This window comes from Pseudomonas sp. P7779 (assembly GCF_013386315.1).
GTDB lineage: Bacteria > Pseudomonadota > Gammaproteobacteria > Pseudomonadales > Pseudomonadaceae > Aquipseudomonas.
The window spans coordinates 1-21,367 of record NZ_JACARZ010000019.1 but is presented as its reverse complement, the minus strand read 5'-3'; the positions used below and the strand labels follow the sequence as shown (position 1 = coordinate 21,367).

Genomic DNA, 21,367 nt, shown 5'->3' with positions numbered 1-21,367 from the left:
CGATGTATCCATGACAATTTTTTGATTGTCTTGATAGTGAATCATAGGATGCGCAGGACGCAACTTATCCCTATCGAGCCCTACACTCATGGAACGAACCACCCACCTCAACACCCGGGAAAACAACGCCAGCGGCTGGATCAACGGTTTGATCGGCGTGGTGATCTTCAGCGGCTCGCTGCCGGCCACGCGCCTGGCGGTGCTGGAGTTCGATCCGGTATTCCTGACCGTCGCCCGCGCCACCATCGCCGCCCTGCTCGGCCTCTGCCTGCTGTGGCTGTTCAAGGAAAAAAACCCGGCCCGCAGTCAGTTGCTGCCCCTGGCAATCGTCGCGCTGGGCGTGGTGATCGGCTTTCCTTTGCTCACCGCACTGGCCTTGCAGTACGTCACCAGTGCCCATTCCATCGTATTTGTCGGCCTGCTGCCTTTAGCCACTGCGGTCTTCGGCGTATGGCGCGGCGGCGAGCGGCCCAAGTTGGTGTTCTGGCTGTTTTCGATCCTGGGCAGCCTGCTGGTGGTGGGCTACGCGGTTGCCCAGGGCCTGAGCGCTGCGCCCGCCGGGGATTTGCTGATGCTGTTGGCAATCCTGGTGTGCGGCCTCGGTTATGCCGAAGGGGCCAGGCTCTCACGCACCCTGGGTGGCTGGCAGGTGATCTGCTGGGCGCTGGTGATCTCGCTGCCGATTGTGGCCCCGCTGACGGCGATCCTCGCCCCGGGAACTTTCGTGAGCATCAGCCTGCCGGCCTGGCTGAGCCTGGCCTATGTGTCGCTGTTCAGCATGCTGATCGGGTTTGTGTTCTGGTACCGCGGGCTGGCCCAGGGCGGCATTGCCGCCGTCGGGCAATTGCAGTTGCTGCAACCGTTTTTCGGCCTGGCACTGGCGGCCACGCTGCTGCATGAGCAGGTGAGCCTGGGCATGCTGGGGGTGACCGTCGCGGTGATTGCGTGCGTGGCGGGGGCCAAGAAGTTCGCCCGCTAGCCATCAGCGCTCAGGCGCAACCATCTTGAACTTGATGACAATCGCATTGGACACCACGCTGTCCGCCCACTCCCCCGCGCCGATCCTGAAGTCATCGCGCTTGAGCACGAATTCGCCGTCGAATATGCCAATGCCGCTCTGCTCCTTGAGGGCCACCTTGACCTCCACCGGCCGGGTCTGGCCCTTGAGGGTCAGGTTGCCGCTGAACAGGTAACGGTTGTCGCCCAGGTCAGTGATGTGGGTCGAGGTGAAGGTGCCCACCGGGTAGGTGGTCATGTCGAACCAGCTGGGCTTGGGCAGCTCGGTGTTGGCGTCGTCGCTGCCGGCATTGATGCTCGGCAGCTGGATGGTCAGTACGGTGCTGGCGGCAGCCGGGTTTTGCGTGTCGAAATTCAGGGTCGCCGAATAGGTGCCAAACGTGCCGTACACCTCTTGGCCCATCTGGTCATAGGTGAAGCTGATGGTGCTGGCCGTCGGATTCACGTCGGTGTATTCCACGGCGTACGCGTTAGACAAGGTGGCGAAGGCAAGGAAGACCGCTGGCAATCGAGATTTCATGGGATTCTCAACCGGGAATGAACACGCTGTGCACTGCTAACAGCGTAGGCGCTGGATTTATTCACGCGCCTGGCATTAGGCTCGTGCCTCGACGGAACCCAAACAACAAGGAGCCACGATGCCCGCGCTTTCCCTGCAAGACACCACCGCCCCCGAAGGCGTCTGTTATGGCTGCGGCAGCAGCAACCCCCACGGCCTACACATCAAGAGCCGCTGGGACGCCGACGGCATCCACGTGATCGCCGAGCACCAGCCCGACGCCCGATACAGCGGCTGGCCAGACCTGGTCTATGGCGGCTTGATCGCGATGCTGGTGGACTGCCACTCGAACTGGACCGCCATGGCCTACCACTACCGGGCCGAGCAACGCGAACCCGGCAGCCTGCCGCGTATCGACTGCGTCACCGGCAACCTGGGAATCAAATTCATCAAGCCGACACCGATGGGCGTGCCGCTGACCTTGCGCGCAAAAGTCGAAGGTGACGTGGGGCGCAAAAGCCGCGTGGTGTGCGAGGTGTACGCCGATGGCGTGCTGACGGCGATTGGCGATTCGGTCTTCGTACGGGTCGACACCGGGCAACTGGCCGCCGCGGCCCATGGCCGGGAAGCCTGATACTGGTCTACATTCAGTCTCACCGCTAATCGAGGACGCTACCGATGACTCGTCTGACCGCCAAAGACTTCGCCCCTGAACTGCTGGAGCTTTACGACGGCTACGCCCACGGCAAGATCAACCGCCGGGAATTTCTCGACCGCGCAGCACTGTTCACCTTCGGCGGGCTGACGGCCTCCGCCCTGCTCGCCGCCCTGAGCCCCAACTACGCCCTGGCCGAGCAGGTGAAATTCACCGACCCGGATATCGTCGCCGACTACATCACCTACCCGTCACCCAAGGGCAACGGCACGGTGCGCGGCTACCTGGTGCGCCCGGCCAAGGCCAGCGGCAAGGTGCCGGCGGTGGTGGTGGTGCATGAGAACCGGGGGTTGAACCCGTATATCGAAGACGTCGCCCGTCGGTTGGCCAAGGCCGGATTCATTGCCCTGGCGCCGGATGGCCTGACCTCGGTGGGCGGCTATCCCGGCAACGATGAGAAAGGTGTGGAGTTGCAACAGAAAGTCGATCCCGAGAAGCTGATGAACGACTTTTTCGCGGCCATCGAATGGTTGATGCACCACGATGCAAGCACCGGCAAGGTGGGCATTACCGGGTTCTGTTATGGCGGCGGCGTGACGAATGCAGCGGCCGTGGCTTATCCGGAGCTGGGTGCGGCGGTGTCGTTTTATGGGCGCCAGCCGGAAGCCAAGGATGTGCCACGGATCAAGGCACCGATCATGTTGCATTACGGTGAGCTGGATACGCGGATCAATGAGGGCTGGCCGGCGTATGAGAAAGCGTTGAAGGCGGCCGGCACGACCTATGAGGCGTTTATCTACAAGGGCGCCAACCACGGCTTCCACAATGATTCGACGCCGAGGTATGACGAGGCGGCGGCGAATCTGGCGTGGGAGCGGACGTTGGGCTGGTTCAAGAAATACCTGGTGTAACCCGCCCTCCAAAACACCACCCAACTCATGTGGGAGCGGGCTTGCTCGCGAAAGCGGTGTGTCAGTCAGCAGATGTTTGACTGATCCACCGCTTTCGCGAGCAAGCCCGCTCCCACAGGGGACTTTCAGCGTTCTTGAGCTCAGTGCTCCAGCGCATACCGCCGGCAATGATTCAAATACCCTTCCTCATGGCTCCCCACCAACTGCACCACACTGGTCCACAGCCACGAAGGCGCATCCAGTTGCCTGGAGCGGTTCTCTTGCAACAGCGCCATCCAGTCCTTGCGCGTATCCCGGTCCATCTGCCGCGCATGGGCCACGCCGACCACCCGTGCAAGGTACCCGGCCGCGTGCATCGCATCAATCTCGCTCAGCTCATCCAGCTCCAGCTTCATGTCCTGGGGCAGCAGTTCGCGGATGAAAAACCCGTGATCCAGAAACCGCGTGGCCAACATTCGCGCCCCCAACGCCGGTGACAGGTGCCGCGCGCCCTCCACCACCCGCCGGCCGTTATCCCGAGGCATTTTTGCCCGAGCCGCACGCGGCGCCGCAGCGCCTACCGCTTCCTTGATGTCGAGCAGGCAGTATTCCTGATCAGACTTGTCCCCTACTCCCAGCAACACCGCATAACGCAGCAACCCAAGGGAGCTGCAACCCTTGACCCAATAGGCCGAGTCCAGCAGCTCAACCTCGGCGTCGTTGGAGCGGCCTTTGAGCGAAGTCACCAGCCAGTGGATTTCATCCGACGCGCACAACGTTTCAAGGGCTGATTTTTCCGCCCGCGACAACGACCAGAAATGCTTGCCCAATGGAATTGTCGGCCGGGTGTTTTCAATACGTTCGCGAGCCAGATTCTTCCAGGTGCGCTCCACCGCACTGCGCATCCCGGCCTTGACCTGGGACGGGCGCGGCGGTGCCTCGTCGGGCTTGTCTTTAAACGCCTGCGCGTAGCCCACCATCATCTCTTCAAGCATGCGCGCGGTGGTCACCCCCGGCAGGTCCGAACCCCGCGCAGCGGTGGCCAGGGACAAGGCCAGGCGCACCAGGTCATGGGCCGGATTGCCGATCACCGCCTGGTCTAGGTCACGGATATGCATGTCGATCCGGCCCTTGGTATCGCCCGTGGGCCCAAGGTTACCGGCGTGGCAGTCGCCGCAGATCCAGATCGCCGGCCCGTGGGGCAAGCGCCGGCCGCGCTGGCTGTGCAGCCACTCGTAAAACTGAACCGTACTGCCCCGCACATAGGCGTGGGCGGAGCGCGCCATCTTCAGGTTGCGCAGTTGCGTGAGGTGGGGCATTCGCGAAGAGGGACGCGGAATTTTCATAGAAGTACTCGTCGTGGAGATACGGTAGAGGCTGGCCCGCGACAAATGTTTCATTTTGTTTCAGAGGATTCTATTAATAAGCCACGCCAATCAATCCCACTGCAATCGGTCTTTCTATTCCTCCCGTCTCCGGGACTAGCATCGGGTCAACTCGATGCAGCGAGTCACAACCCTAACTGCACACATCCCCAAACACTGCCGCCCTAACAAAAGAGATAACGCAGATGAATGAAGTGATGAACACCGCACCCGCCAAGATCAACCTGGTCAAGGCCCGAGGCTCGCTGGTATGGGACGATCAGGGCAAGGAATACATCGACTGTACCGCCCAGGCCTGGTCGAACAATTTGGGGGCCAATGACCCCCGGGTGGTGGAAGCCGCCGTTGCGCAATTGCGCGAAATGACTCACATCCGCCCCAACTTTGGCTCACCGGCCCACACCCGGCTGGTGAAGAAGCTGCGGGAGGTCTCCCCGGGCGCCCTCAACCAGATGGGCTTTGCCCTGCATGGCAGCCTCGCCGGTGAAATGGCGATGAAACTGGCTTTCAAGAACCGCCCCGGTGCACAGAACCTGCTGGTGCTGCAGGACGGCTACCACGGCCGCTCCCTGGCCACCCTCGGCGCCAGTTGGCCGCACCCGAACAATCCGTTTCTGGCGATCCAGCCACGTTTCACCCGCGTCCCCCACCCCAACCCGTACCGTACGCGCCTGGGCATGGACCCGGAAACCGAGTCGCAGCTGTGCCTTGGCCTGCTGGAAGAAAGCATCCTCAAGGGCGTCGACGGTGGCGTGGCAGCAGTGATGATGGAACCGATCCAGGGCAATGGCGGGCATATCGAGTTCCCCCGCTCCTACTACAAAGGCGTGCGCGAGATCTGCGACCGCCTCGGCGTGCTGCTGATTTTTGATGAAGTGCAGACCGGCTTCGGGCGCATGGGCACGATGTTCGCTGCGGACTATTACGACGTGCTGCCCGACATCATCGTGTTCGGCAAAGGCGTCGGCGGCGGCTTCCCGCTGGCCGGGATCCTCGCCGATGACAAGCTCAAGTGGTTCGACGAAGGTGAAGAAGCCCTGACCTTCGGCCACTTCCCGGTCTCGCTGGCCGCCGGCTACGCCACGGTGGAAGCGATCGTCGCCGACAACCTCTGCGAAAAGGCCCGCGACTCCGGCGACTACATCACCGCCCGCCTCAAGGACATGCAAACCCGCCACCCGCTGATCGGCGACGTGCGCTGCCCCGGGCTGATGGCGTCCATCGAGCTGGTCAAGGACCGCACCACCAAGGAACCGGCCTGCCGGGAATCCCAGGAGGTGTATCGCCTTGGGGTGGAGCGCGGCGTATTGTTTGGCGAAAGCCGCTACGCCGGGCTGGGTAACCTGATCAAGGTCAAGCCTCCTCTGGATATCGAACGCCCGTTGTTGGCCAAGGCCCTCGACGTGCTGGACGAGGTGATCGGCATCATCGAGGAGCAACGGCCATGAGCACATTCGTTGAAAACACCGTGACCGCCCCGCCGAATGCCCAGGCCCCGCTGTCCAGCGACGACGCCGACCTGGCCAGCCTTGGCTACGAGCAAAAGATGCACCGCACCATGAGTTCGTTCACCTCGTTTGCCCTGGCCTTCTCCATGGTCTCGATCAACACCGGGGTGGTCACGCTGTTCGCCGACCCGTTCAACCGCGTCGGCGGTATCGGCATCCTTTTGTGGCTGCTGGTGATCCCGCTGGTGTGCTGCATCGTCATGGTCTACTGCCACCTGGCCGGGCGCATTCCGCTTACCGGCTACGCCTACCAATGGTCCAGCCGGTTGGCGGGCAATCACTTCGGCTGGTTTACCGGCTGGGTCGCGTTCACCTCGTTTGTCGCCGGTACAGCCGCCACCTCGGCGGCCATCGGCACGGTGTTCGCGCCGGAGATCTGGGCCAACCCGACACAGGGCCAGATCCAGGGCCTGAGCATCGGTGCCACGCTGGTGGTAGGCCTGCTGAACATCTGCGGGATTCGCCTGGCCACGCGGATCAACGACATCGGCGCGATCATCGAAATCATCGGCACGGTGCTGCTGGCGATTGCGTTGTTCTTCGGGGTGTTTTTCTTCTTCGAGCACACCCAGGGCGTGGCGATCCTGACCTCGGCACAACCGGTGAGCGGCGGCACCCTCAGCTTCACCACCCTCGCCCTCGCCACCTTGCTGCCGGTCTCGGTGCTGCTGGGCTGGGAGGGCGCCGCCGACCTGTCCGAAGAAACCAAGGACCCACGCCGCGCCGCGCCCCGGGCGATGATTCGTGCGGTGCTGGTGTCCAGTGTATTGGGCTTCGTGGTGTTCGCCTTGCTGAGCATTGCGATCCCGGGGTCGGTCAGCGAGCTGCTCAGCCACAGCGAAAACCCGGTGATCAATATCGTGCGCCTGCAACTGGGCAACGCCGCCGGCGTGGGCATGATCGTGATCGCCTTCGCCTCGATCCTCGCCTGCCTGATCGCCAACATGGCGGTGGCCACGCGCATGACCTTCGCCCTGTCCCGGGACAACATGCTGCCGGGCTCCAAGGTGCTGGCGAAGATCAACCCGCACTTCGGTACGCCGGTCGCCGCCATCGTGCTGATCACCGCCATCGCCGTGCTGCTGAACCTGGCGAGCGGCGGGTTTGTCACGGCGATCTACTCGATGGTCGGCCTGACCTACTACTGCACCTACCTGCTGACGCTGATTGCCGCGTACCTGGCCTATAAAAATGGCCGGATGCCGGGGGCGCCTGCGGGTGTGTTCAGCCTGGGCAAGTGGTTGTTGCCGATGATCGTCCTCGGCGGCCTGTGGGCCATCGCGGTGATCCTGACCCTGAGCGTGCCCGAAGAAAGCCACACCGGCGCCATCACCACCGGGGTTACACTCGGGGTCGGCGTGCTGTGGTGGTTGTTTTCGCTGCGCACGCGCCTTAACAATGGCACCGCCGGGCCGAGCGGCAAATTGCTCGACCACTAGCCGCTGATTGCAGCCAAACAACAAAACCCCGGGCGCCGGGGTTTTGTCTTGTCACCTTCAAGGAGCTTCCCGATGTTTGAACAGGCCAGTTGGCTCAATCAACCCCAGCAATGGAGCCAAGAAGGCGAGCGCCTCAAGGTGCGCACCGATGCCAGCACCGATTTCTGGCGCGAAACCCACTATGGTTTTGTGCGCGACAACGGGCATTTCCTGTTTGTTGAAACCGACGGTGACTTCACCGCCCAGGTCAAGATCCACAGCGCGTTTACCCACCTGTATGACCAGGCCGGGTTGATGGTGCGGGTGGATGAAGCGCATTGGGTGAAGATCGGTGCAGAGCTGTCCGACGGTGTGACGCTGTTGAGCAGCGTATTGACCGATGGCGTGTCGGACTGGGCCACCGGTGTGTTCCCGGGTGATCCCGAGGCGTTCTGGATTCGCGCCACCGTGGCCAAGGGCGTGCTGCGCGTGCAGGTGTCGGTGGATGGTGTGAGCTGGCCATTGGTGCGCCTGGCGCCGTTCCCCGTGGCTGCGTCGTATCGGGTGGGACCTTATTGCTGCACGCCGGAACGTGGCGGGCTGGAGGTGGAGTTTTCCGAACTTCAGGTAAGTGCGCCCAACGGCAAATCCCTGCACGACCTGTCCTGACTAACCCCGGCTGCTCGCCACTTCCATCGCCAACTCGGCAAAGTTGCGCGCCGCCACACTCGGTTGTGGCGGCAAGGCGACCGCCACTTCACACATCGGCATATCGCTGATCACCGGGAAGGCCAGGCCGGGCCGCGCATAAAAGCGTGCAGTGGACAGCGCGGTGATACTGATCCCGCGCTCCGACGCCACCGCCTGCAACTCGGTCTCCACCGTCGAAGCTTCATGGACGATCCGCGCCGGCTGGCCATCGCGGTACGCGTCGGCGGTCCAGAAACTGCGCCACACGCCCACTCCCGGTGCAGCAATGATCGGTTCATCCAGCACGTCGTAGATGCTCACGCTGCTCTCCCCGGCCAACCGGTGGCTGGACGCCAGGCACGCCACGCAGGGTTCGGTCACCAGAGTGTGCAACTCGATGTCCGGCAGGCCCAGTGGCGGGCGCAGCACCGATACGTCCATGCCCTCGTCGATCCCGGCATGGGGCGAGCCGAAGTCATACTCGCGCACCACCAGTTCGATCTCCGGGTAGCGCCTGGCGAACACGCTGAGGATTTGCGGCATCAAGTCCACACCCGCGCCGATCAGGAAGCCGATATTCAATGAGCCGCGTACGCCGCGTGCATGTTCGTGGGCGGTGCGTACCAGGCGGCTTACGCCATTGACGATTTCCCGCGCCTCTACCAGCAAGGCCAGGCCGGCTTCGGTCAGTGCTACGTTGCGGGTGTTGCGTTGGAACAGTTGTACGTCCAGCAGCGCCTCAAACTGGCGGATGGTCTGGGACAGCGCCGGTTGCGAGACATGCAGGCGGGTCGCGGCGCGCACGAAGCTGAGCTCCTCGGCCACCACCACGAAGGCCTTGAGTTGACGGATGTCTACGCCGGAAGTTTGCATTGCAGCCTCTTATGATCAATGGGCAGACCGAGTGGGAGAATAACCTGTGGCGAGGGAGCTTGCTCCCGTTGGGTTGCGCAGCGACCCTGAAACCATCCGCCGCGTTCTTGCTGAACTAACACCGTCGCTTCTTTGGGGCCGCTACGCAGCCCAGCGGGAGCAAGCTCCCTCGCCACAGCGTCGACCCAACCTCAGTGCATGGCCACTTCACGCAACCACGTCTTGAACGCCAGCATCGCCGGCGTCTCGGCCCGTGACTGCAAGCGCGTCAGCCAATAACTGCCGGTGGTGATGCCGATCTCGAACGGCTGGCGAATCACGTCCGTCGCCAACTGCCGGCTGAACATCATCGCCGGCGCCAGGGCCACCCCCGCCCCTTGCAGCGCCGCCTCCATCATCGCCAGGGACGAGTCGAAAACGATACTGCGCGGCACCAGCGTATCGGCAGGCAAGCCCGCGGCCTGGAACCATTGCGTCCACTCATCCGCACGATATGAGCGCAGCAGCGTGTGCTTCAACAGGTCCGCCGGAGTCTGCAATTGCCGAGCAAGTTGCGGCACGCACAGCACCGTCAGCGGCGCCTCCAGCAATTGGCACGCCTCGGTGCCGTGCCACGCGCCGGAACCAAACCGGATTGCGTAATCCAGGCCTTCGGCCGCCACGTCGACGCGGTTGTTGTTGGTGGACAGGCGCAAGTCGATAAACGGGTAGCGCGCCTGGAAATCCGCAAGCCGCGGCAACAGCCAGCCCACCGCAAAGGTGCCCACCGCGCCTACCGTCAATACTTCGCGGTAATGCCCACCTTCAAACTGGCCTAAGGTTTGAGCTATCCGGTCGAAGGATTCGCGCAACACCGGCAGCAGGGTCTCGCCCTCGCTGGTGAGCATCAGGCCCCGGGGCAGGCGTTTGAACAGCGTGACATTGAGCTGGGCCTCCAGGCTTTTCACCTGGTGACTGACCGCCGCCTGGGTGACGCACAGTTCAATCGCCGCCCGGGTAAAACTCAAATGCCGCGCAGACGCCTCGAAGGCTCGCAGCGCGTTGAGTGGCAAATGGGAACGGAGCATGGCTTGACCCTAATTTTTCTAATGGCTGTTGCGAGATATCATCGTTTGCCGCGGGATCACAAACTGCCTAGATTTGCGGCGCCTGCGCAGGCAACGGTATTCACCCGATCACCTTCATGGAAGTCACGTCATCATGTACACATCCCTTTTTCCAACCGTGCGCAACACCGCGATATTCGCCTTATTGCTCGGCGCAGGCAACTGCATGGCGGCTACCGACATGCGCCAGGTCGTGGACAGTACTGTCCAGCCCCTGATGCAGCAACAGGACATCGCCGGCCTGTCGGTGGCAATCGTACAGAACGGCAAGGCGCAATACTTTAACTACGGCGTTGCCAGCAAGGAGAGCAAGCAGCCCGTCACCGAAAACACCCTGTTTGAAATCGGCTCGGTGAGCAAGACCTTCACCGCCACCCTCGCCGGCTATGCCCTGGCCAACGGCAAGCTGAAGCTGTCGGACCCGGCCAGCCAATACCTGCCGGCGTTGCGCGGCGACACGTTTGACCACATCAGCCTGCTCAACCTCGGCACCTACACCGCAGGTGGCTTGCCCCTGCAATTCCCCGATGAGTCCGATAACGCCGGCAAGATGATCAGCTACTACCAGCACTGGAAACCGGACTTCGCTCCCGGCACGCAACGCCTGTATTCCAACCCGAGCATCGGCTTGTTCGGCCACCTGGCAGCGCAAAGCCTGGGCCAGCCGTTTGACCGGTTGATGGCGCAGACCTTGCTGCCGAAACTCGGCCTCAAGCACACCTTTATCAGCGTACCCAAGTCACAAATGAACCTTTACGCCCAGGGTTACGACAAGGCCGGCAAACCGGTGCGTGTAGGGCCTGGCGCCCTGGACGCCGAGGCCTACGGCATCAAGACCAGCACCTCGGACCTGATTCAGTACGTTGAAGTGAACATGCACCCGGCGAAGCTGGAGAAGCCGCTGCAACAGGCGATTGCCGCAACCCACACCGGCTACTACACGGTGGATGGCATGACCCAGGGCCTCGGCTGGGAGATGTACCCCTACCCGATCACGCTGGATGCATTGACGGAAGGCAACTCGGCACAAATGGCCTTTCAGACCCACAAGGTCAACTGGCTGACACCACCGCAAGCGCCCCATGCCGACACGCTGGTGAACAAGACTGGCGCCACCGGTGGTTTTGGCGCCTACGTGGCGTACGTGCCGAGCAGAGGCCTGGGGGTGGTGATCCTGGCGAACAAGAACTACCCGAATGCCGAACGGGTGAAAGTGGCCCATGCGATCTTGAGTGCGATGGATAAATAAATCCCTGCACACCTCAAATGTGGGAGCGGGCTTGCCCGCTCCCACATTGTTTTGTGGCGTGATTCAAGTTGGGTTTACATCCCCAGCCAATGCGGCAAGGCCAGCGATATGAACGGCAGGTAAGTCACCATGATCAGGAACACCAGCAGGATCATCAGCCACGGCAACGCCGCGCGGATGGTCTGCCCCAGCGTCAGCCCTGTCACTGCCGAGGTCACAAACAGGTTCAACCCCACCGGCGGATGCACCAGGCCAATCTCCATGTTGACCACCATCACAATTCCCAGGTGAATCGGGTCGATCCCCAGCTTCATCGCAATCGGGAAAAAGATCGGCGCCAGGATCAGCACGATCGCCGACGGCTCCATAAAGCTGCCCGCCACCAGCAACACCACGTTGACCATGATCAGGAAACCAATCGGCGTCAGGCCCTCGGAGATCACCCACGCGGTGATTTCCTGGGGAATCTGCTCCGTGGTCAGCACGTGAGCGAAGAGCATGGCGTTGGCGATGATAAACATCAGCATGATCGCCAGGCGCCCGGACTCCAGCAGCACCTTGGGGCAATCCCTGATCTTCATGTCCTTGTAGATGAACAGCGCGACAAACGCCGAGTACACCGCCGCCACCGCCGCCGCTTCGGTCGGGGTGAACATGCCGCTGTAGATCCCGCCCAGGATGATCACCAGCAGCAACAGGCCCCAGAATGCCCGGCGGGCGCAGGTCAGCCACTCGCGAAAGGTCGCCCGTGGCTGGGCCGGCAGTTTCTTGATGCGCGCGACGATGTAGATCGCGACCATCAACATCAAGCCCAGCAGCAGGCCCGGAATCACCCCGGCCATGAACAGCTTGCCCACCGAGGTTTCCGTGGCGGCCGAGTACACCACCATCACGATCGACGGCGGAATCAGGATGCCCAGGGTACCGGCGTTGCAGATGATCCCGGCGCCGAATTCCTTCGGGTAGCCCGAGCGCACCATGCCCGCCACGGCAATCGAACCCACCGCCGCCACTGTCGCGGGCGAGGAGCCCGACAGTGCGGCAAACAGCATGCATGCCAGCACCGCCGCAATCGCCAGCCCGCCGCGGATATGCCCGACGCAGGCGTTGGCAAAGTCGATCAGCCGCTGCGCCACGCCACCGGTGGTCATGAACGCACCCGACAACAGGAAGAACGGAATCGCCAGGAAGGTATAGGCGTCCGAGGTTTCAAACAGCTTGATTGCCAGGGAACTCACCGAGTCCGGGCTGAACATCAGGATCGACACCGCGCCCGACAACCCCAGGGAAATAGCGATGGGCACACCGAGGAACATGAACACGAACAGCAGCAAAAACAGACACAGAACGGCCATCAGTGACGCTCCTCATGGCTGCCGGCCAACTTGCTGGCTTCACCGGCTTCGTCGGCCAGGCCCAGCCCGGTTTGGCGGTGGGTGAAGATGCGGTAGAAAATTTCCAGGTAGCGGATGAACACCAGGGCAAAGCCGATGGGCACGATCACAATAATGTCGCCGACATCGATGCCGAACTGGTCGAGGTCTTCCGCGCCGATGTGGGCGGTCATCACCGCACTCAACCACTTGTAGCTGGCAACCATGAACAGCCCGGCGTAGGCCAGGCAGCACAGGCAGGCGAGCATGCCCAGCAGGCGCTGCACCCGGCGCGGCGTCAGCTTGACCAGCGCGTCCACCCCCAGGTGGCCGGCGGTGCGTACGCCGTAGGAGATGCCAAAGAAAATCAACCAACCGAACATGGCCTTGGTCAGCGCCACGCTCCAGGTCATGTCCTGGGCCCAGCCCATGGTGTGGTCACCCAGGGCATTGAAGAAACCGCTGCTCCACGCCCACTTGTCGGCAAGGGCAAAGAACAGGGTGTAGATGTTGTTGAGCATGACGTAGACAAAAGTCACCAGGGTCATGGCGGCCAGCAGGATGGCGATAAAGCCTTCCTCCAGGTGCTCCCAGACGCGCCTTAGCGTTTGCATGGCAAAACCTCGCGAAGCGGAGATAGGTGTGTGCAAGGCTTGGAGGCGGGAACCGGATCAAAATGTGGGAGCGGGCTTGCTCGCGAAGGCGGTGTGTCAGTCACCGAATGCATCAACTGAAAGACTGCATTCGCGAGCAAGCCCGCTCCCACATTTGATCTCGGTGCTCTCCAAATTACTGGTTCGACGCGTCGGCCGCCTTGATCAGGTCAGCGCCGATTTCACCTTCGAACTTCTGCCACACCGGGCGCATGGCTTCGCGCCAGAGCTGGCGTTGCTCGGGCGTCAGTTCGATGATTTCGCTGGTCTTGGCGTCGATGATCTTCTGCTTGGCCGACTGGTTCAGCGCCTCGGCCTGCTTGTTCACCTCGACGGTGACTTCAACCATGACCTGGTCCAGAGTGGTGCGTACATCCGGCGGCAGGCCGTTCCAGAACTTGGCGTTGGTGATCACCATGTAGTCGATCAGGCCATGGTTGGATTCGGTGAAGTACTTCTGCACTTCGTTGACCTTCTGGCTTTCATAGTTCGACCAGGTGTTCTCGGTGCCGTTGACGGTGCCGGTCTGCAAGCCCTGGTACACCTCGGCAAAACTCATCTTGCGCGGGTTGGCGCGGATCGCCTTGAACTGCTCCTCCAGGACGCTGGAGGCCTGCACGCGGAACTTCAGGCCACGGGCATCCTTGGGCTCACGCAATGCCTTGTTCGCCGACAGTTGCTTGAGGCCGTTGTGCCAATAGGCCAGGCCGAGGATGTTCTTGTCTTGCATCGAGGTCAGCAGCGCCTTGCCCTGGGCCGCCTGGAAACGGTCGACCGCCGCCAGGTCGTTGAACAGGAACGGCAGGTCGTAGATCTGTACTTGCTTGGTGTACTGCTCAAACTTGGCCAGGGACGGCGCCAGCATCTGCACGTCGCCCAGCAGCAGCGCTTCCATTTCCTTGCCGTCGCCGAACAGCGAGGAGTTGGGGTACACCTCGACTTTCACCCGGCCGGGCAGGCGTTCTTCAGCGAGCTTCTTGAACAGCAAGGCGCCCTGGCCTTTGGGGGTGTTTTCCGCGACCACGTGGGCGAACTTGATCACGATGGGGTCGCCCGCCTGGGCCAGGCCCGCGGCAAACAAGGTGGCGGCGCAGAACAGCGCCCGAGAAAGCTTGAGCATGGAAAATCACCTTCTTATTGTTGTGTTATAGGGCAAGGTGCCTGATGTCACGCGTATAGAGAATTTCGAATTTTAGATACCTGCGTTCGGCGTGGACGAACGCCGACTTCGCAAACAACGGGGATCCATTGTGGGAGCGGGCTTGCTCGCGAAAGCGGTGTGCCAGTCACCGGATGCACTGGCTGACCCACCGCTTTCGCGAGCAAGCCCGCTCCCACATTTCTACGGTTGCGCGGCTAATAATCGTTGGGCCCGCAGCAACACCGGTGCATCCACCATCTGCCCGTCCAGCTGATACGCCCCGGCCCCATGGGCACCAGCGTCCACCACCCGTTTGGCCCAGGCCAGATCCTCGGCACTGGGGGCCAACGCCTGGTGAATCACCGCCACCTGCTTGGGATGGATACACAACGCGCCGGCAAAGCCCATTTCATAGGCATGCCGAATCGAACGGCGCAGGCCTTCGGGGTCGTCGATGGCCGGGTGCACGCCGTCCAGCGGCGCCACCAGCCCGGCGGCGCGGGAATGCACGATCAAGGCAAGGCGAGCCTGGTCGAGGGCAAATTGCGCGGCCGGGGAGCCGCTGCTCAGGTTCAAGTCCAGCGCCAGGTCCAGGCCACCAAACGACAGGCGCTCCACCAGCGGCGCATGGGCGATTTCCGCCACCGCCAGCAAACCCCGCGCACTCTCGATAATCGGCCAGATAGCCTTGCCCGTTGCAGCCACCACGGCCACCTGGGCCGCACTTTCAACCTTGGGCAGCAACACCCCCGCGACCCCGGCGTGGGCCTGACAGAACGCCACATCGGCAAAATGCTCGGGATGCTCCGGCGCGTTGATCCGCACCCACACCCGCGCCGCCGGCGTCGCCTGCAAAAACACCCCGAGGTTGTCCCGGGCCTGACGCTTGAGCGGCTCTTCCACCGCGTCTTCAAAATCCACAATCACCGCATCGGCGCCACTGGCCAGGGCCTTGGCAAAACGTTCCGGTCGGCTGCCCGGTACAAACAGCGCAGAGCGCACAAGAGAGGTTGGCATCGTTCGATTCCTTGTCAGATAACGCCGCGGATACGCAGGCCGTCGATGGCTTCAGCGGAGTAACCCAACTGGTCGAGAATCCCCTGGCTGTGCTGCCCCAGTCCCGGCACCGCATCCATCCGCGGGGTGAACGCGGCATTACGTGCCGGTGGCAGCAACGACGGTAATTTGCCCGCCGGGCTGTCGACTTCACGCCAACTGTCCCGGGCCTTGAGCTGCGGGTGGTCCCACACGCCTTGCATGTCGTTGACTCGTGCACTGGCGATTTGCGCGTCTTCCAGGCGCTGGATCACGCCCTCGGCGCTCATCTGCGCAAAACTGTCGACGATGATCTGGCGCAGCACGTCGCGGTTTTCCGAACGCTTGAAGTTGGCCGAGAAACGCTCGTCGGTGGCCAATTCCGGGGTAAGCAGCACCTTGTCGCAGAACGCCGCCCACTCGCGCTCGTTCTGCAACCCGAGCATCACCGTGCCGCCGTCGCCGGTGGGAAACGGCCCGTAGGGGTAGATCGTCGAATGCGCCGCACCCGCGCGCGGTGGCTGGGGCGCGCCGTCGAACGCGTAATACATCGGGTAGCCCATCCACTCCACCAGGCTTTCCAGCATGCTGACGTCGATGCGACTGCCCTGCCCGGTCTTGCCCCGCAGCAGCAGCGCCGAGAGGATGCCGCTGTAGGCGTACATACCGGCGGAGATATCGGCGATGGAGCAGCCGGCCTTGGCCATCTGGTCTTCACCCGGGCCACCGGTGACCGAGAGAAAGCCGCCTTCGCTCTGGATCAGCAGGTCGTAGGCCTTTTTCTTTTCATACGGGCCACCCTCGCCATAGCCGGAGATGTCGCAGACGATCAGCCGCGGGAAGCGCTCATGCAGCGCCTCGAATGACAAACCCATGCGCGCGGCCGCGCCCGGTGCGAGGTTCTGCACCAGCACATCGGCATCGGCCAGCAGGGTTTCCAGGATGTCCCCGGCATCGTCGTGCTTGAGGTCCAGGGTCAGGCTTTCCTTGGAGCGGTTGGTCCACACGAAATGCGAGGCCAGGCCGCGCACGCGCTCGTCATAGCCCCGGGCAAAGTCGCCAGCGCCGGGACGTTCGATCTTGATCACCCGCGCGCCCAGGTCGGCCAACTGGCGGGTGCAGAACGGTGCGGCAATCGCGTGTTCCAGGCTGACAACGGTGATGCCGTCCAGCGGTCGTTGATTAGCGGTCATGACAGTTCCTTAAAGCCAGTGAGCCAGGGACGCGGCGTTGCGCAGGTCCCAGACTTTTTCGATCAGCCCGGTGGTTTGCGCGGGTGTGCGGGCACCGCTGAATTGAGTCAGGCGCTGGAACTTGTCGGCCAGCTCCGAGCGATTCAGGGTGTTGCCCGGGTCGCCCTTGGGTTCGTCGATGGCGCCGTGCAGGGTGCGACCATCGGCGGTGGTCACGATCACCCGGCCCAGCCAGCGCTGCGGATAGGCACCGTCGACTTCGGCGTCGAGGGTCATGGAGACCTTGTCGCGAAACGCCGCCACGTCCCCGTCGCTCAGCGCCAGCTCGTGAAACTCGGTCAGCCCGGCCTTGCCATGCACGGCAATCAACCCCAGCACGGTGCCCATGGAAAACTTGGCCTGGTGCACGGTCTGCGGCAGCGTCACCCGGCCCAACACGTCGATGGCGCCCTGGTGAACGCGGGTTTCCACATGGGCGATCTGCTCATGGCCGAGCCCTTCGCGCTGCATCAGATCCAGCAGCGCATCGGCGGCCGGATGGGTATGCCGGCATGAAGCATGGAACTTGAACGACGTTTCCAGCAGCGCCCAGCGACTGCCGAGGCGATCGGACAATTTGCCTGGGTCGGCGTCGGTGGACATGCCCGCCGCCATCCCCTGATCACCTTCCAGAATATTGCGCGCACCGGTCAGCCCGTCCGCCGTCAGATACGCCGCCAGCAAACCATCGGCAGCGGCCTTGGCAGTGTGCAGTTGCTTGGAGTCGGCGGCATCCCGCAGGAACTCCCACAGCCCGGCCGCCTGAGTGCCGGCACTGCCCAGCAGGTTGATGAATTGCTCTTGGTTGAAGTCGAGCAATTTGCCCACGGCCACCGCCGCCGCGAGGGTGCCGACGGTGGCCGTGGTGTGGAAGATCCGGTAGTGGGAGCGGCCCATGAATTCGCCGATGCGAATCCCGGCTTCGTAGCCGGCCACCGAGGCCAGCAGCAGTTCGCGACCGGACTTGCCGAGGTCTTGCGCCGCCGCCAATGCCGCCGGAAACACCACGGTCGCCGGGTGCAATACCGAGCTGTTGTGCAGGTCATCCTGCTCCACCAGGTGCGACGACGCGCCATTCACCAGCGCGGCGAAATAGGCACTGCTGCTGCCGCCGTTGACGATGATCTGCGCCGGGCCATCAGCCGGGCCCATCCTGCGGGCATAACGTTCGAACAGCGGGATCGGATGCGCGCCCTTGCTGGCCAGCGCCGAGGCGAGCCAGTCGAGGAACAGGTCTTCGGTGCGGGCGAGTACGGCGTCCGGCAATTGTGCGTAATTCAACTCGGCGAGGAACCGACACAGCGCTTGGGTATGGCTCATGGTCGGGCCCTCAGAAACTGCGTGGCAGTTCGAGCAGATGCTCGGCCACGTAGGACAGGATCAGGTTGGTGGAGATCGGCGCAACCTGGTACAGGCGGGTTTCGCGGAACTTGCGCTCCACGTCGTATTCGCAGGCAAACCCGAAGCCGCCGTGGGTTTGCAGGCAGGCGTTGGCCGCCTCCCAGGAAGCCTTGGCCGCGAGGTACTTGGCCATGTTCGCGCTGGCCCCGGCATTGGCGCCGCTGTCGTATTCCTCACAGGCACGCCAGCGCATCAGGTCGGCTGCTTCGATCTCGATATGGGCTTCGGCAATCGGGAACTGCACGCCCTGGTTCTGTCCGATGGGCCGACCAAATACCACGCGGTCGCGGGCATAGGCGCTGGCTTTCTCGATAAACCAGCGGCCATCGCCGATGCACTCGGCGGCAATTAGCGTCCGCTCGGCATTCAAGCCGTCGAGGATGTAGCGGAAGCCCTTGCCCTCCTCGCCAATCAGGCTGTCCAGCGGCAATTCCAGGTTATCGAAGAACAGTTCGTTGGTCTCGTGGTTGACCATGTTGGCGATGGGCTGCACGGTCAGGCCGTTGCCGATGGCTTCCTGCAAGTCCACCAGGAAGATCGACATGCCTTCGGATTTTTTCTTCACCTCGGCCAACGGCGTGGTGCGGGCCAGCAGGATCATCAGGTCGGAATGCTGCACCCGCGAGATCCAGACTTTCTGGCCATTGATCACGTACTTGTCGCCGCGCTTGACTGCGGTGGTCTTGATTTTGGTGGTGTCGGTGCCGGTGGTGGGCTCGGTCACGGCCATCGACTGCAGGCGCAATTCGCCGCTGGCGAGCTTGGGCAGGTAGAAGCGTTTCTGTGCTTCGCTGCCGTGACGCAGCAAGGTGAACATGTTGTACATCTGGCCGTGGACCGTGCCGGAGTTGCCGCCGCAGCGGTTCACTTCTTCCAGAATCACCGAGGCTTCCGCCAGCCCCAGGCCGGAGCCGCCGTATTCTTCGGGGATCATTGCCGACAGCCAGCCGGCGTCGGTCAGGGCTTTGACGAAGGCTTCCGGGAAGCCCTTTTCTTCATCGACCTTGCGCCAGTAGGCAGCGTCGAATTCGGCGCAGAGTGCGCGCACGCCTTCGCGGATGGCATTCAGTTCTTCGTTGTCATTCGGGTTCATTAACGGCTCTCCGCCTGTTGTTCTTGGAGGTTTATTCGAAATGCAGTTCGGCGCGCTGGGCCAGGCCGTCGGCGTTGCCCGCCCACAGTTCCGCGACGCCCGGCGCGGTGACGTGCCCGCCCACTTCAAAGGCTTGCGGGGCAATCAACGGACGCACGCCGCGATACGAGAAACGGCGCAACGTGGCCGCGGGGTTGGCGCGGCAAAATGCGCGCAGGCTCAAGGTGGCGATCAGCGGCCCGTGCACCACCAGTCCCGAATAACCTTCGGTGCCGGTGACGTAGGGGTAGTCGTAGTGAATGCGGTGGCCGTTGAAGGTCACGGCGCTGTAGCGGAACAACAGGGTTGGCGTCGGGTCGACCGCTTCACGCCAGGCGCCTTCGGGGAGCGCGTCACCACTGCCCTGCTTGGGCGGCGTGGGTTCGCGGTAGACGATGTCCTGTTCTTCGCGCAGGGCCAGGCGGCCGTCCTGGGAATAGTCGTGGCGCACGGTGACGAACAACAACGAGCCGGTGCGACCGGTTTTTTCTTCCACCTGGGTGATGGTCGAAACGCGGGTGGCGGCCTCACCGGCACGCAATGCATGGAAGAACTCGATGCGCCCGCCGGCCCACATGCGGTTGCGATTATCGGCCGGCGGCAGGAAGCCGCCACGGGCCGGATGACCGTCACCGCCCAGGGCTGATTCGGGCAGCGGGTCCTGGAAAAAGCACCATTGCCACAACGGCGGAACCGGCTCGCCATCTGCCGGTACCGCTTCGCCAAAGGTGGCGGCGATGCGTTTGAGCAGGTTGTGGCTCAAGTGGTCGTGGGCTGTTTCGCTACGGCCGATCCAGTCTGTGGCGCTCATCAGGTGCATGTCCTCGGGCAGGGAATCTGAACCGGATCATGCTGGGCCCTGGCCGTTCTGAGAATTTGCATTTCAATAAAGCAGCGTTCGGCTATGCTGAACGCCATCGCCCATAATAAAGATCTCAAGAACCCGGATGATCAATGTGGGAGCTGGCTTGCCTGCTCCCGCATGGGTTCTTCGTCGCTGCCCCGGAGCCTTGCATGCACTTTGATCTGGCTGACTTACGCCTGTTTATCCATATCGCCGAATCCCCCAGCCTGACCCAGGGCGCCAAGCGCGCGTTCCTTTCGCCGGCCGCCGCCAGTGCGCGGATCAAGGCCCTGGAGGGCCAACTCGACACCCGCCTGTTGTACCGCGACAGCCGTGGCGTGGAGATCACCCCGGCGGGCGAACGGCTGCTGCACCATGCGCGGCTGATCATGCGCCAGGTAGATTACCTGAAAAGCGAGTTCACCCAATACGGCATCGACTCGGCCGGGCATATCCGCATTTTTGCCAACACCACCGCCGTGACCGAATTTCTCCCGGAGGTGCTGGCCGGCTTCCTGTCCCAGCGCCCCGGCGTGACGGTGGACCTGCAGGAGCGGCTGTCGCGGGATATCGTGCGGGGCGTGCTGGATGGCACCAGCGACATGGGCATCATCGCCGGGCCTGTGGAAGCGTCGGGTTTGCAGGTGCTGCACTTCAGCACCGACCACCTGGTGCTGACGGTACCGGTGGGGCATCCGCTGGCGAGCCTGCCTTCGGTGACGCTGGAGCAAACCCTGGCTTATCAACATATCGGCTTGCATGACGGCAGCACGTTGCTGAGTTTCCTGCGTGAGCATGTGGAGCGGCTGGGCAAGCACTTGTCGTTGCGCATTCAAATGTCGAGCTTCGAGGCGATCTGCCGGATGGTTGAGGCGGGCGTGGGGATCGGCATCATTCCCGAGTCGGCCGCCGTGCGGCACAGCCGGACCATGCAACTGGTGACGGTGAAGCTGGATGAGGTTTGGGCAGTGCGTGAGCGCAGTATTCTGGTGCGGGAACTGGAGGCGTTGCCGGGTACGATTCGGGCGTTGATCGCGACCTTGATGCCCGAGATGGAACCGCCCCGGCTGCCGGGCGCCTAAGCTAACGTTGCCCTTTTGCGAAGGAGATCTGGTCATGCAGCTTGAAGGTTCCTGCCATTGCGGCGCGGTTTCGTTCAGTCTTGAGAGTGCGCATCCCTACCCTTATCAGCGGTGTTATTGCTCGATTTGTCGCAAGACCCAGGGGGGTGGCGGGTATGCGATCAACCTTGGGGGGGATGCCAGG

General features: G+C 62.7%; 20 protein-coding genes and 1 pseudogene. 9 read left to right on the top strand and 12 right to left on the bottom strand.

Annotation, left to right across the window (positions count from 1 at the left end; all coding sequences use genetic code 11):
* The first annotated feature begins 88 nt into the window (after nucleotides 1-88).
* A complete protein-coding gene (locus HX869_RS06755; protein WP_178902902.1) occupies nucleotides 89-979 on the top strand; it encodes a DMT family transporter in 891 nt (296 codons plus the stop codon).
* 3 nt (nucleotides 980-982) lie between these two features.
* Here HX869_RS06755 and HX869_RS06750 read toward each other — a convergent pair whose 3' ends face one another.
* Complete coding sequence (locus HX869_RS06750) at nucleotides 983-1,537, bottom strand: YceI family protein (protein ID WP_178902901.1); 555 nt, start codon at nucleotides 1,535-1,537, stop codon at nucleotides 983-985.
* 118 nt (nucleotides 1,538-1,655) lie between these two features.
* Here HX869_RS06750 and HX869_RS06745 point away from each other — a divergent pair, with 118 nt between their 5' ends.
* Together HX869_RS06745 and yghX are read left to right on the top strand one after the other, a co-directional pair.
* Nucleotides 1,656-2,150: a PaaI family thioesterase gene (locus tag HX869_RS06745; RefSeq protein WP_087695007.1), complete on the top strand. Its 495-nt coding sequence runs from the start codon at nucleotides 1,656-1,658 to the stop codon at nucleotides 2,148-2,150.
* 44 nt (nucleotides 2,151-2,194) lie between these two features.
* On the top strand, nucleotides 2,195-3,082 hold the full coding sequence (yghX, locus tag HX869_RS06740; protein ID WP_063029644.1) for a YghX family hydrolase: 888 nt from the start codon (nucleotides 2,195-2,197) through the stop codon (nucleotides 3,080-3,082).
* Nucleotides 3,083-3,222: 140 nt separating this feature from the next.
* Here yghX and HX869_RS06735 read toward each other — a convergent pair whose 3' ends face one another.
* A complete protein-coding gene (locus HX869_RS06735) occupies nucleotides 3,223-4,407 on the bottom strand; it encodes a DUF2252 family protein (RefSeq protein ID WP_178902900.1) in 1,185 nt (394 codons plus the stop codon).
* A gap of 224 nt (nucleotides 4,408-4,631) precedes the next feature.
* Here HX869_RS06735 and HX869_RS06730 point away from each other — a divergent pair, with 224 nt between their 5' ends.
* The 3 genes from HX869_RS06730 to HX869_RS06720 all read left to right on the top strand — a co-directional run bounded on the left by HX869_RS06730 (nucleotide 4,632) and on the right by HX869_RS06720 (nucleotide 8,041).
* Nucleotides 4,632-5,894 carry an aspartate aminotransferase family protein gene (locus tag HX869_RS06730; protein WP_178902899.1) on the top strand — a complete coding sequence of 421 codons (1,263 nt, stop codon included), beginning with the start codon at nucleotides 4,632-4,634 and terminating at the stop codon, nucleotides 5,892-5,894.
* Nucleotides 5,891-7,393, top strand: a complete 1,503-nt coding sequence (locus HX869_RS06725; RefSeq protein WP_087695002.1) for an APC family permease — start codon at nucleotides 5,891-5,893, stop codon at nucleotides 7,391-7,393. Before HX869_RS06730 ends, HX869_RS06725 begins: the two co-directional genes overlap by 4 nt.
* A gap of 72 nt (nucleotides 7,394-7,465) precedes the next feature.
* On the top strand, nucleotides 7,466-8,041 hold the full coding sequence (locus HX869_RS06720; protein ID WP_003215071.1) for a DUF1349 domain-containing protein: 576 nt from the start codon (nucleotides 7,466-7,468) through the stop codon (nucleotides 8,039-8,041).
* Here HX869_RS06720 and HX869_RS06715 read toward each other — a convergent pair whose 3' ends face one another.
* Both HX869_RS06715 and HX869_RS06710 read right to left on the bottom strand, forming a co-directional pair.
* Nucleotides 8,042-8,935: a LysR family transcriptional regulator gene (locus HX869_RS06715; protein WP_087694998.1), complete on the bottom strand. Its 894-nt coding sequence runs from the start codon at nucleotides 8,933-8,935 to the stop codon at nucleotides 8,042-8,044. It abuts the gene before it with no gap.
* A 191-nt stretch (nucleotides 8,936-9,126) separates the two neighbouring features.
* Entirely contained in the window at nucleotides 9,127-10,002 is an 876-nt protein-coding gene (locus HX869_RS06710; protein WP_003215066.1) for a LysR family transcriptional regulator, read from the bottom strand.
* A gap of 133 nt (nucleotides 10,003-10,135) precedes the next feature.
* Between HX869_RS06710 and ampC the strand changes: the two genes are divergently transcribed.
* Nucleotides 10,136-11,290 (top strand): class C beta-lactamase, encoded by a 1,155-nt coding sequence (ampC, locus tag HX869_RS06705; RefSeq protein WP_178902898.1) that lies wholly within the window; start codon nucleotides 10,136-10,138, stop codon nucleotides 11,288-11,290.
* Between the two features lie 74 nt (nucleotides 11,291-11,364).
* Here the strand turns inward: ampC and dctM are convergent, their stop codons facing one another.
* From dctM to HX869_RS06665, 8 genes are all read right to left on the bottom strand, one after another.
* Nucleotides 11,365-12,645 (bottom strand): C4-dicarboxylate TRAP transporter large permease protein DctM, encoded by a 1,281-nt coding sequence (gene dctM / locus HX869_RS06700; RefSeq protein ID WP_003215062.1) that lies wholly within the window; start codon nucleotides 12,643-12,645, stop codon nucleotides 11,365-11,367.
* On the bottom strand, nucleotides 12,645-13,277 hold the full coding sequence (locus HX869_RS06695) for a TRAP transporter small permease (protein ID WP_177029129.1): 633 nt from the start codon (nucleotides 13,275-13,277) through the stop codon (nucleotides 12,645-12,647). The genes dctM and HX869_RS06695 overlap by 1 nt, the downstream gene beginning before the upstream one ends.
* 175 nt (nucleotides 13,278-13,452) lie before the next feature.
* The gene (locus tag HX869_RS06690) at nucleotides 13,453-14,436 is read right to left on the bottom strand and encodes a TRAP transporter substrate-binding protein (protein WP_177022617.1); all 984 of its coding nucleotides are present in this window, start codon (nucleotides 14,434-14,436) and stop codon (nucleotides 13,453-13,455) included.
* 222 nt (nucleotides 14,437-14,658) lie between these two features.
* The gene (locus tag HX869_RS06685) at nucleotides 14,659-15,474 is read right to left on the bottom strand and encodes a CoA ester lyase (RefSeq protein WP_003215055.1); all 816 of its coding nucleotides are present in this window, start codon (nucleotides 15,472-15,474) and stop codon (nucleotides 14,659-14,661) included.
* Between the two features lie 14 nt (nucleotides 15,475-15,488).
* Entirely contained in the window at nucleotides 15,489-16,685 is a 1,197-nt protein-coding gene (locus HX869_RS06680; protein WP_003215053.1) for a CaiB/BaiF CoA-transferase family protein, read from the bottom strand.
* Between the two features lie 9 nt (nucleotides 16,686-16,694).
* A complete protein-coding gene (locus tag HX869_RS06675; RefSeq protein WP_008436239.1) occupies nucleotides 16,695-18,044 on the bottom strand; it encodes an MmgE/PrpD family protein in 1,350 nt (449 codons plus the stop codon).
* 10 nt (nucleotides 18,045-18,054) lie between these two features.
* Nucleotides 18,055-19,218, bottom strand: a complete 1,164-nt coding sequence (locus HX869_RS06670; RefSeq protein WP_178902897.1) for an acyl-CoA dehydrogenase family protein — start codon at nucleotides 19,216-19,218, stop codon at nucleotides 18,055-18,057.
* Nucleotides 19,219-19,249: 31 nt separating this feature from the next.
* Nucleotides 19,250-20,068, bottom strand: a complete 819-nt coding sequence (locus HX869_RS06665; protein WP_178902896.1) for a MaoC family dehydratase N-terminal domain-containing protein — start codon at nucleotides 20,066-20,068, stop codon at nucleotides 19,250-19,252.
* A 203-nt stretch (nucleotides 20,069-20,271) separates the two neighbouring features.
* Here HX869_RS06665 and HX869_RS06660 point away from each other — a divergent pair, with 203 nt between their 5' ends.
* Nucleotides 20,272-21,183, top strand: a complete 912-nt coding sequence (locus HX869_RS06660; RefSeq protein WP_177029124.1) for a LysR family transcriptional regulator — start codon at nucleotides 20,272-20,274, stop codon at nucleotides 21,181-21,183.
* Between the two features lie 34 nt (nucleotides 21,184-21,217).
* Nucleotides 21,218-21,367 (top strand): annotated as a pseudogene (locus HX869_RS06655) (GFA family protein); the annotation flags it as partial.

Coding starts and splice junctions, on each gene's coding strand:
- HX869_RS06720 (WP_003215071.1), top strand. CDS start 7,466: ATGTTTGAACAGGCCAGTTGGCTCAATCAACCCCAGCAATGGAGCCAA.
- HX869_RS06665 (WP_178902896.1), bottom strand. CDS start 20,068: ATGAGCGCCACAGACTGGATCGGCCGTAGCGAAACAGCCCACGACCAC.
- HX869_RS06715 (WP_087694998.1), bottom strand. CDS start 8,935: ATGCAAACTTCCGGCGTAGACATCCGTCAACTCAAGGCCTTCGTGGTG.
- dctM (WP_003215062.1), bottom strand. CDS start 12,645: ATGGCCGTTCTGTGTCTGTTTTTGCTGCTGTTCGTGTTCATGTTCCTC.
- HX869_RS06725 (WP_087695002.1), top strand. CDS start 5,891: ATGAGCACATTCGTTGAAAACACCGTGACCGCCCCGCCGAATGCCCAG.
- HX869_RS06745 (WP_087695007.1), top strand. CDS start 1,656: ATGCCCGCGCTTTCCCTGCAAGACACCACCGCCCCCGAAGGCGTCTGT.
- ampC (WP_178902898.1), top strand. CDS start 10,136: ATGTACACATCCCTTTTTCCAACCGTGCGCAACACCGCGATATTCGCC.
- yghX (WP_063029644.1), top strand. CDS start 2,195: ATGACTCGTCTGACCGCCAAAGACTTCGCCCCTGAACTGCTGGAGCTT.
- HX869_RS06690 (WP_177022617.1), bottom strand. CDS start 14,436: ATGCTCAAGCTTTCTCGGGCGCTGTTCTGCGCCGCCACCTTGTTTGCC.
- HX869_RS06675 (WP_008436239.1), bottom strand. CDS start 18,044: ATGAGCCATACCCAAGCGCTGTGTCGGTTCCTCGCCGAGTTGAATTAC.
- HX869_RS06685 (WP_003215055.1), bottom strand. CDS start 15,474: ATGCCAACCTCTCTTGTGCGCTCTGCGCTGTTTGTACCGGGCAGCCGA.
- HX869_RS06660 (WP_177029124.1), top strand. CDS start 20,272: ATGCACTTTGATCTGGCTGACTTACGCCTGTTTATCCATATCGCCGAA.
- HX869_RS06710 (WP_003215066.1), bottom strand. CDS start 10,002: ATGCTCCGTTCCCATTTGCCACTCAACGCGCTGCGAGCCTTCGAGGCG.
- HX869_RS06695 (WP_177029129.1), bottom strand. CDS start 13,277: ATGCAAACGCTAAGGCGCGTCTGGGAGCACCTGGAGGAAGGCTTTATC.
- HX869_RS06670 (WP_178902897.1), bottom strand. CDS start 19,218: ATGAACCCGAATGACAACGAAGAACTGAATGCCATCCGCGAAGGCGTG.
- HX869_RS06735 (WP_178902900.1), bottom strand. CDS start 4,407: ATGAAAATTCCGCGTCCCTCTTCGCGAATGCCCCACCTCACGCAACTG.
- HX869_RS06755 (WP_178902902.1), top strand. CDS start 89: ATGGAACGAACCACCCACCTCAACACCCGGGAAAACAACGCCAGCGGC.
- HX869_RS06680 (WP_003215053.1), bottom strand. CDS start 16,685: ATGACCGCTAATCAACGACCGCTGGACGGCATCACCGTTGTCAGCCTG.
- HX869_RS06750 (WP_178902901.1), bottom strand. CDS start 1,537: ATGAAATCTCGATTGCCAGCGGTCTTCCTTGCCTTCGCCACCTTGTCT.
- HX869_RS06730 (WP_178902899.1), top strand. CDS start 4,632: ATGAATGAAGTGATGAACACCGCACCCGCCAAGATCAACCTGGTCAAG.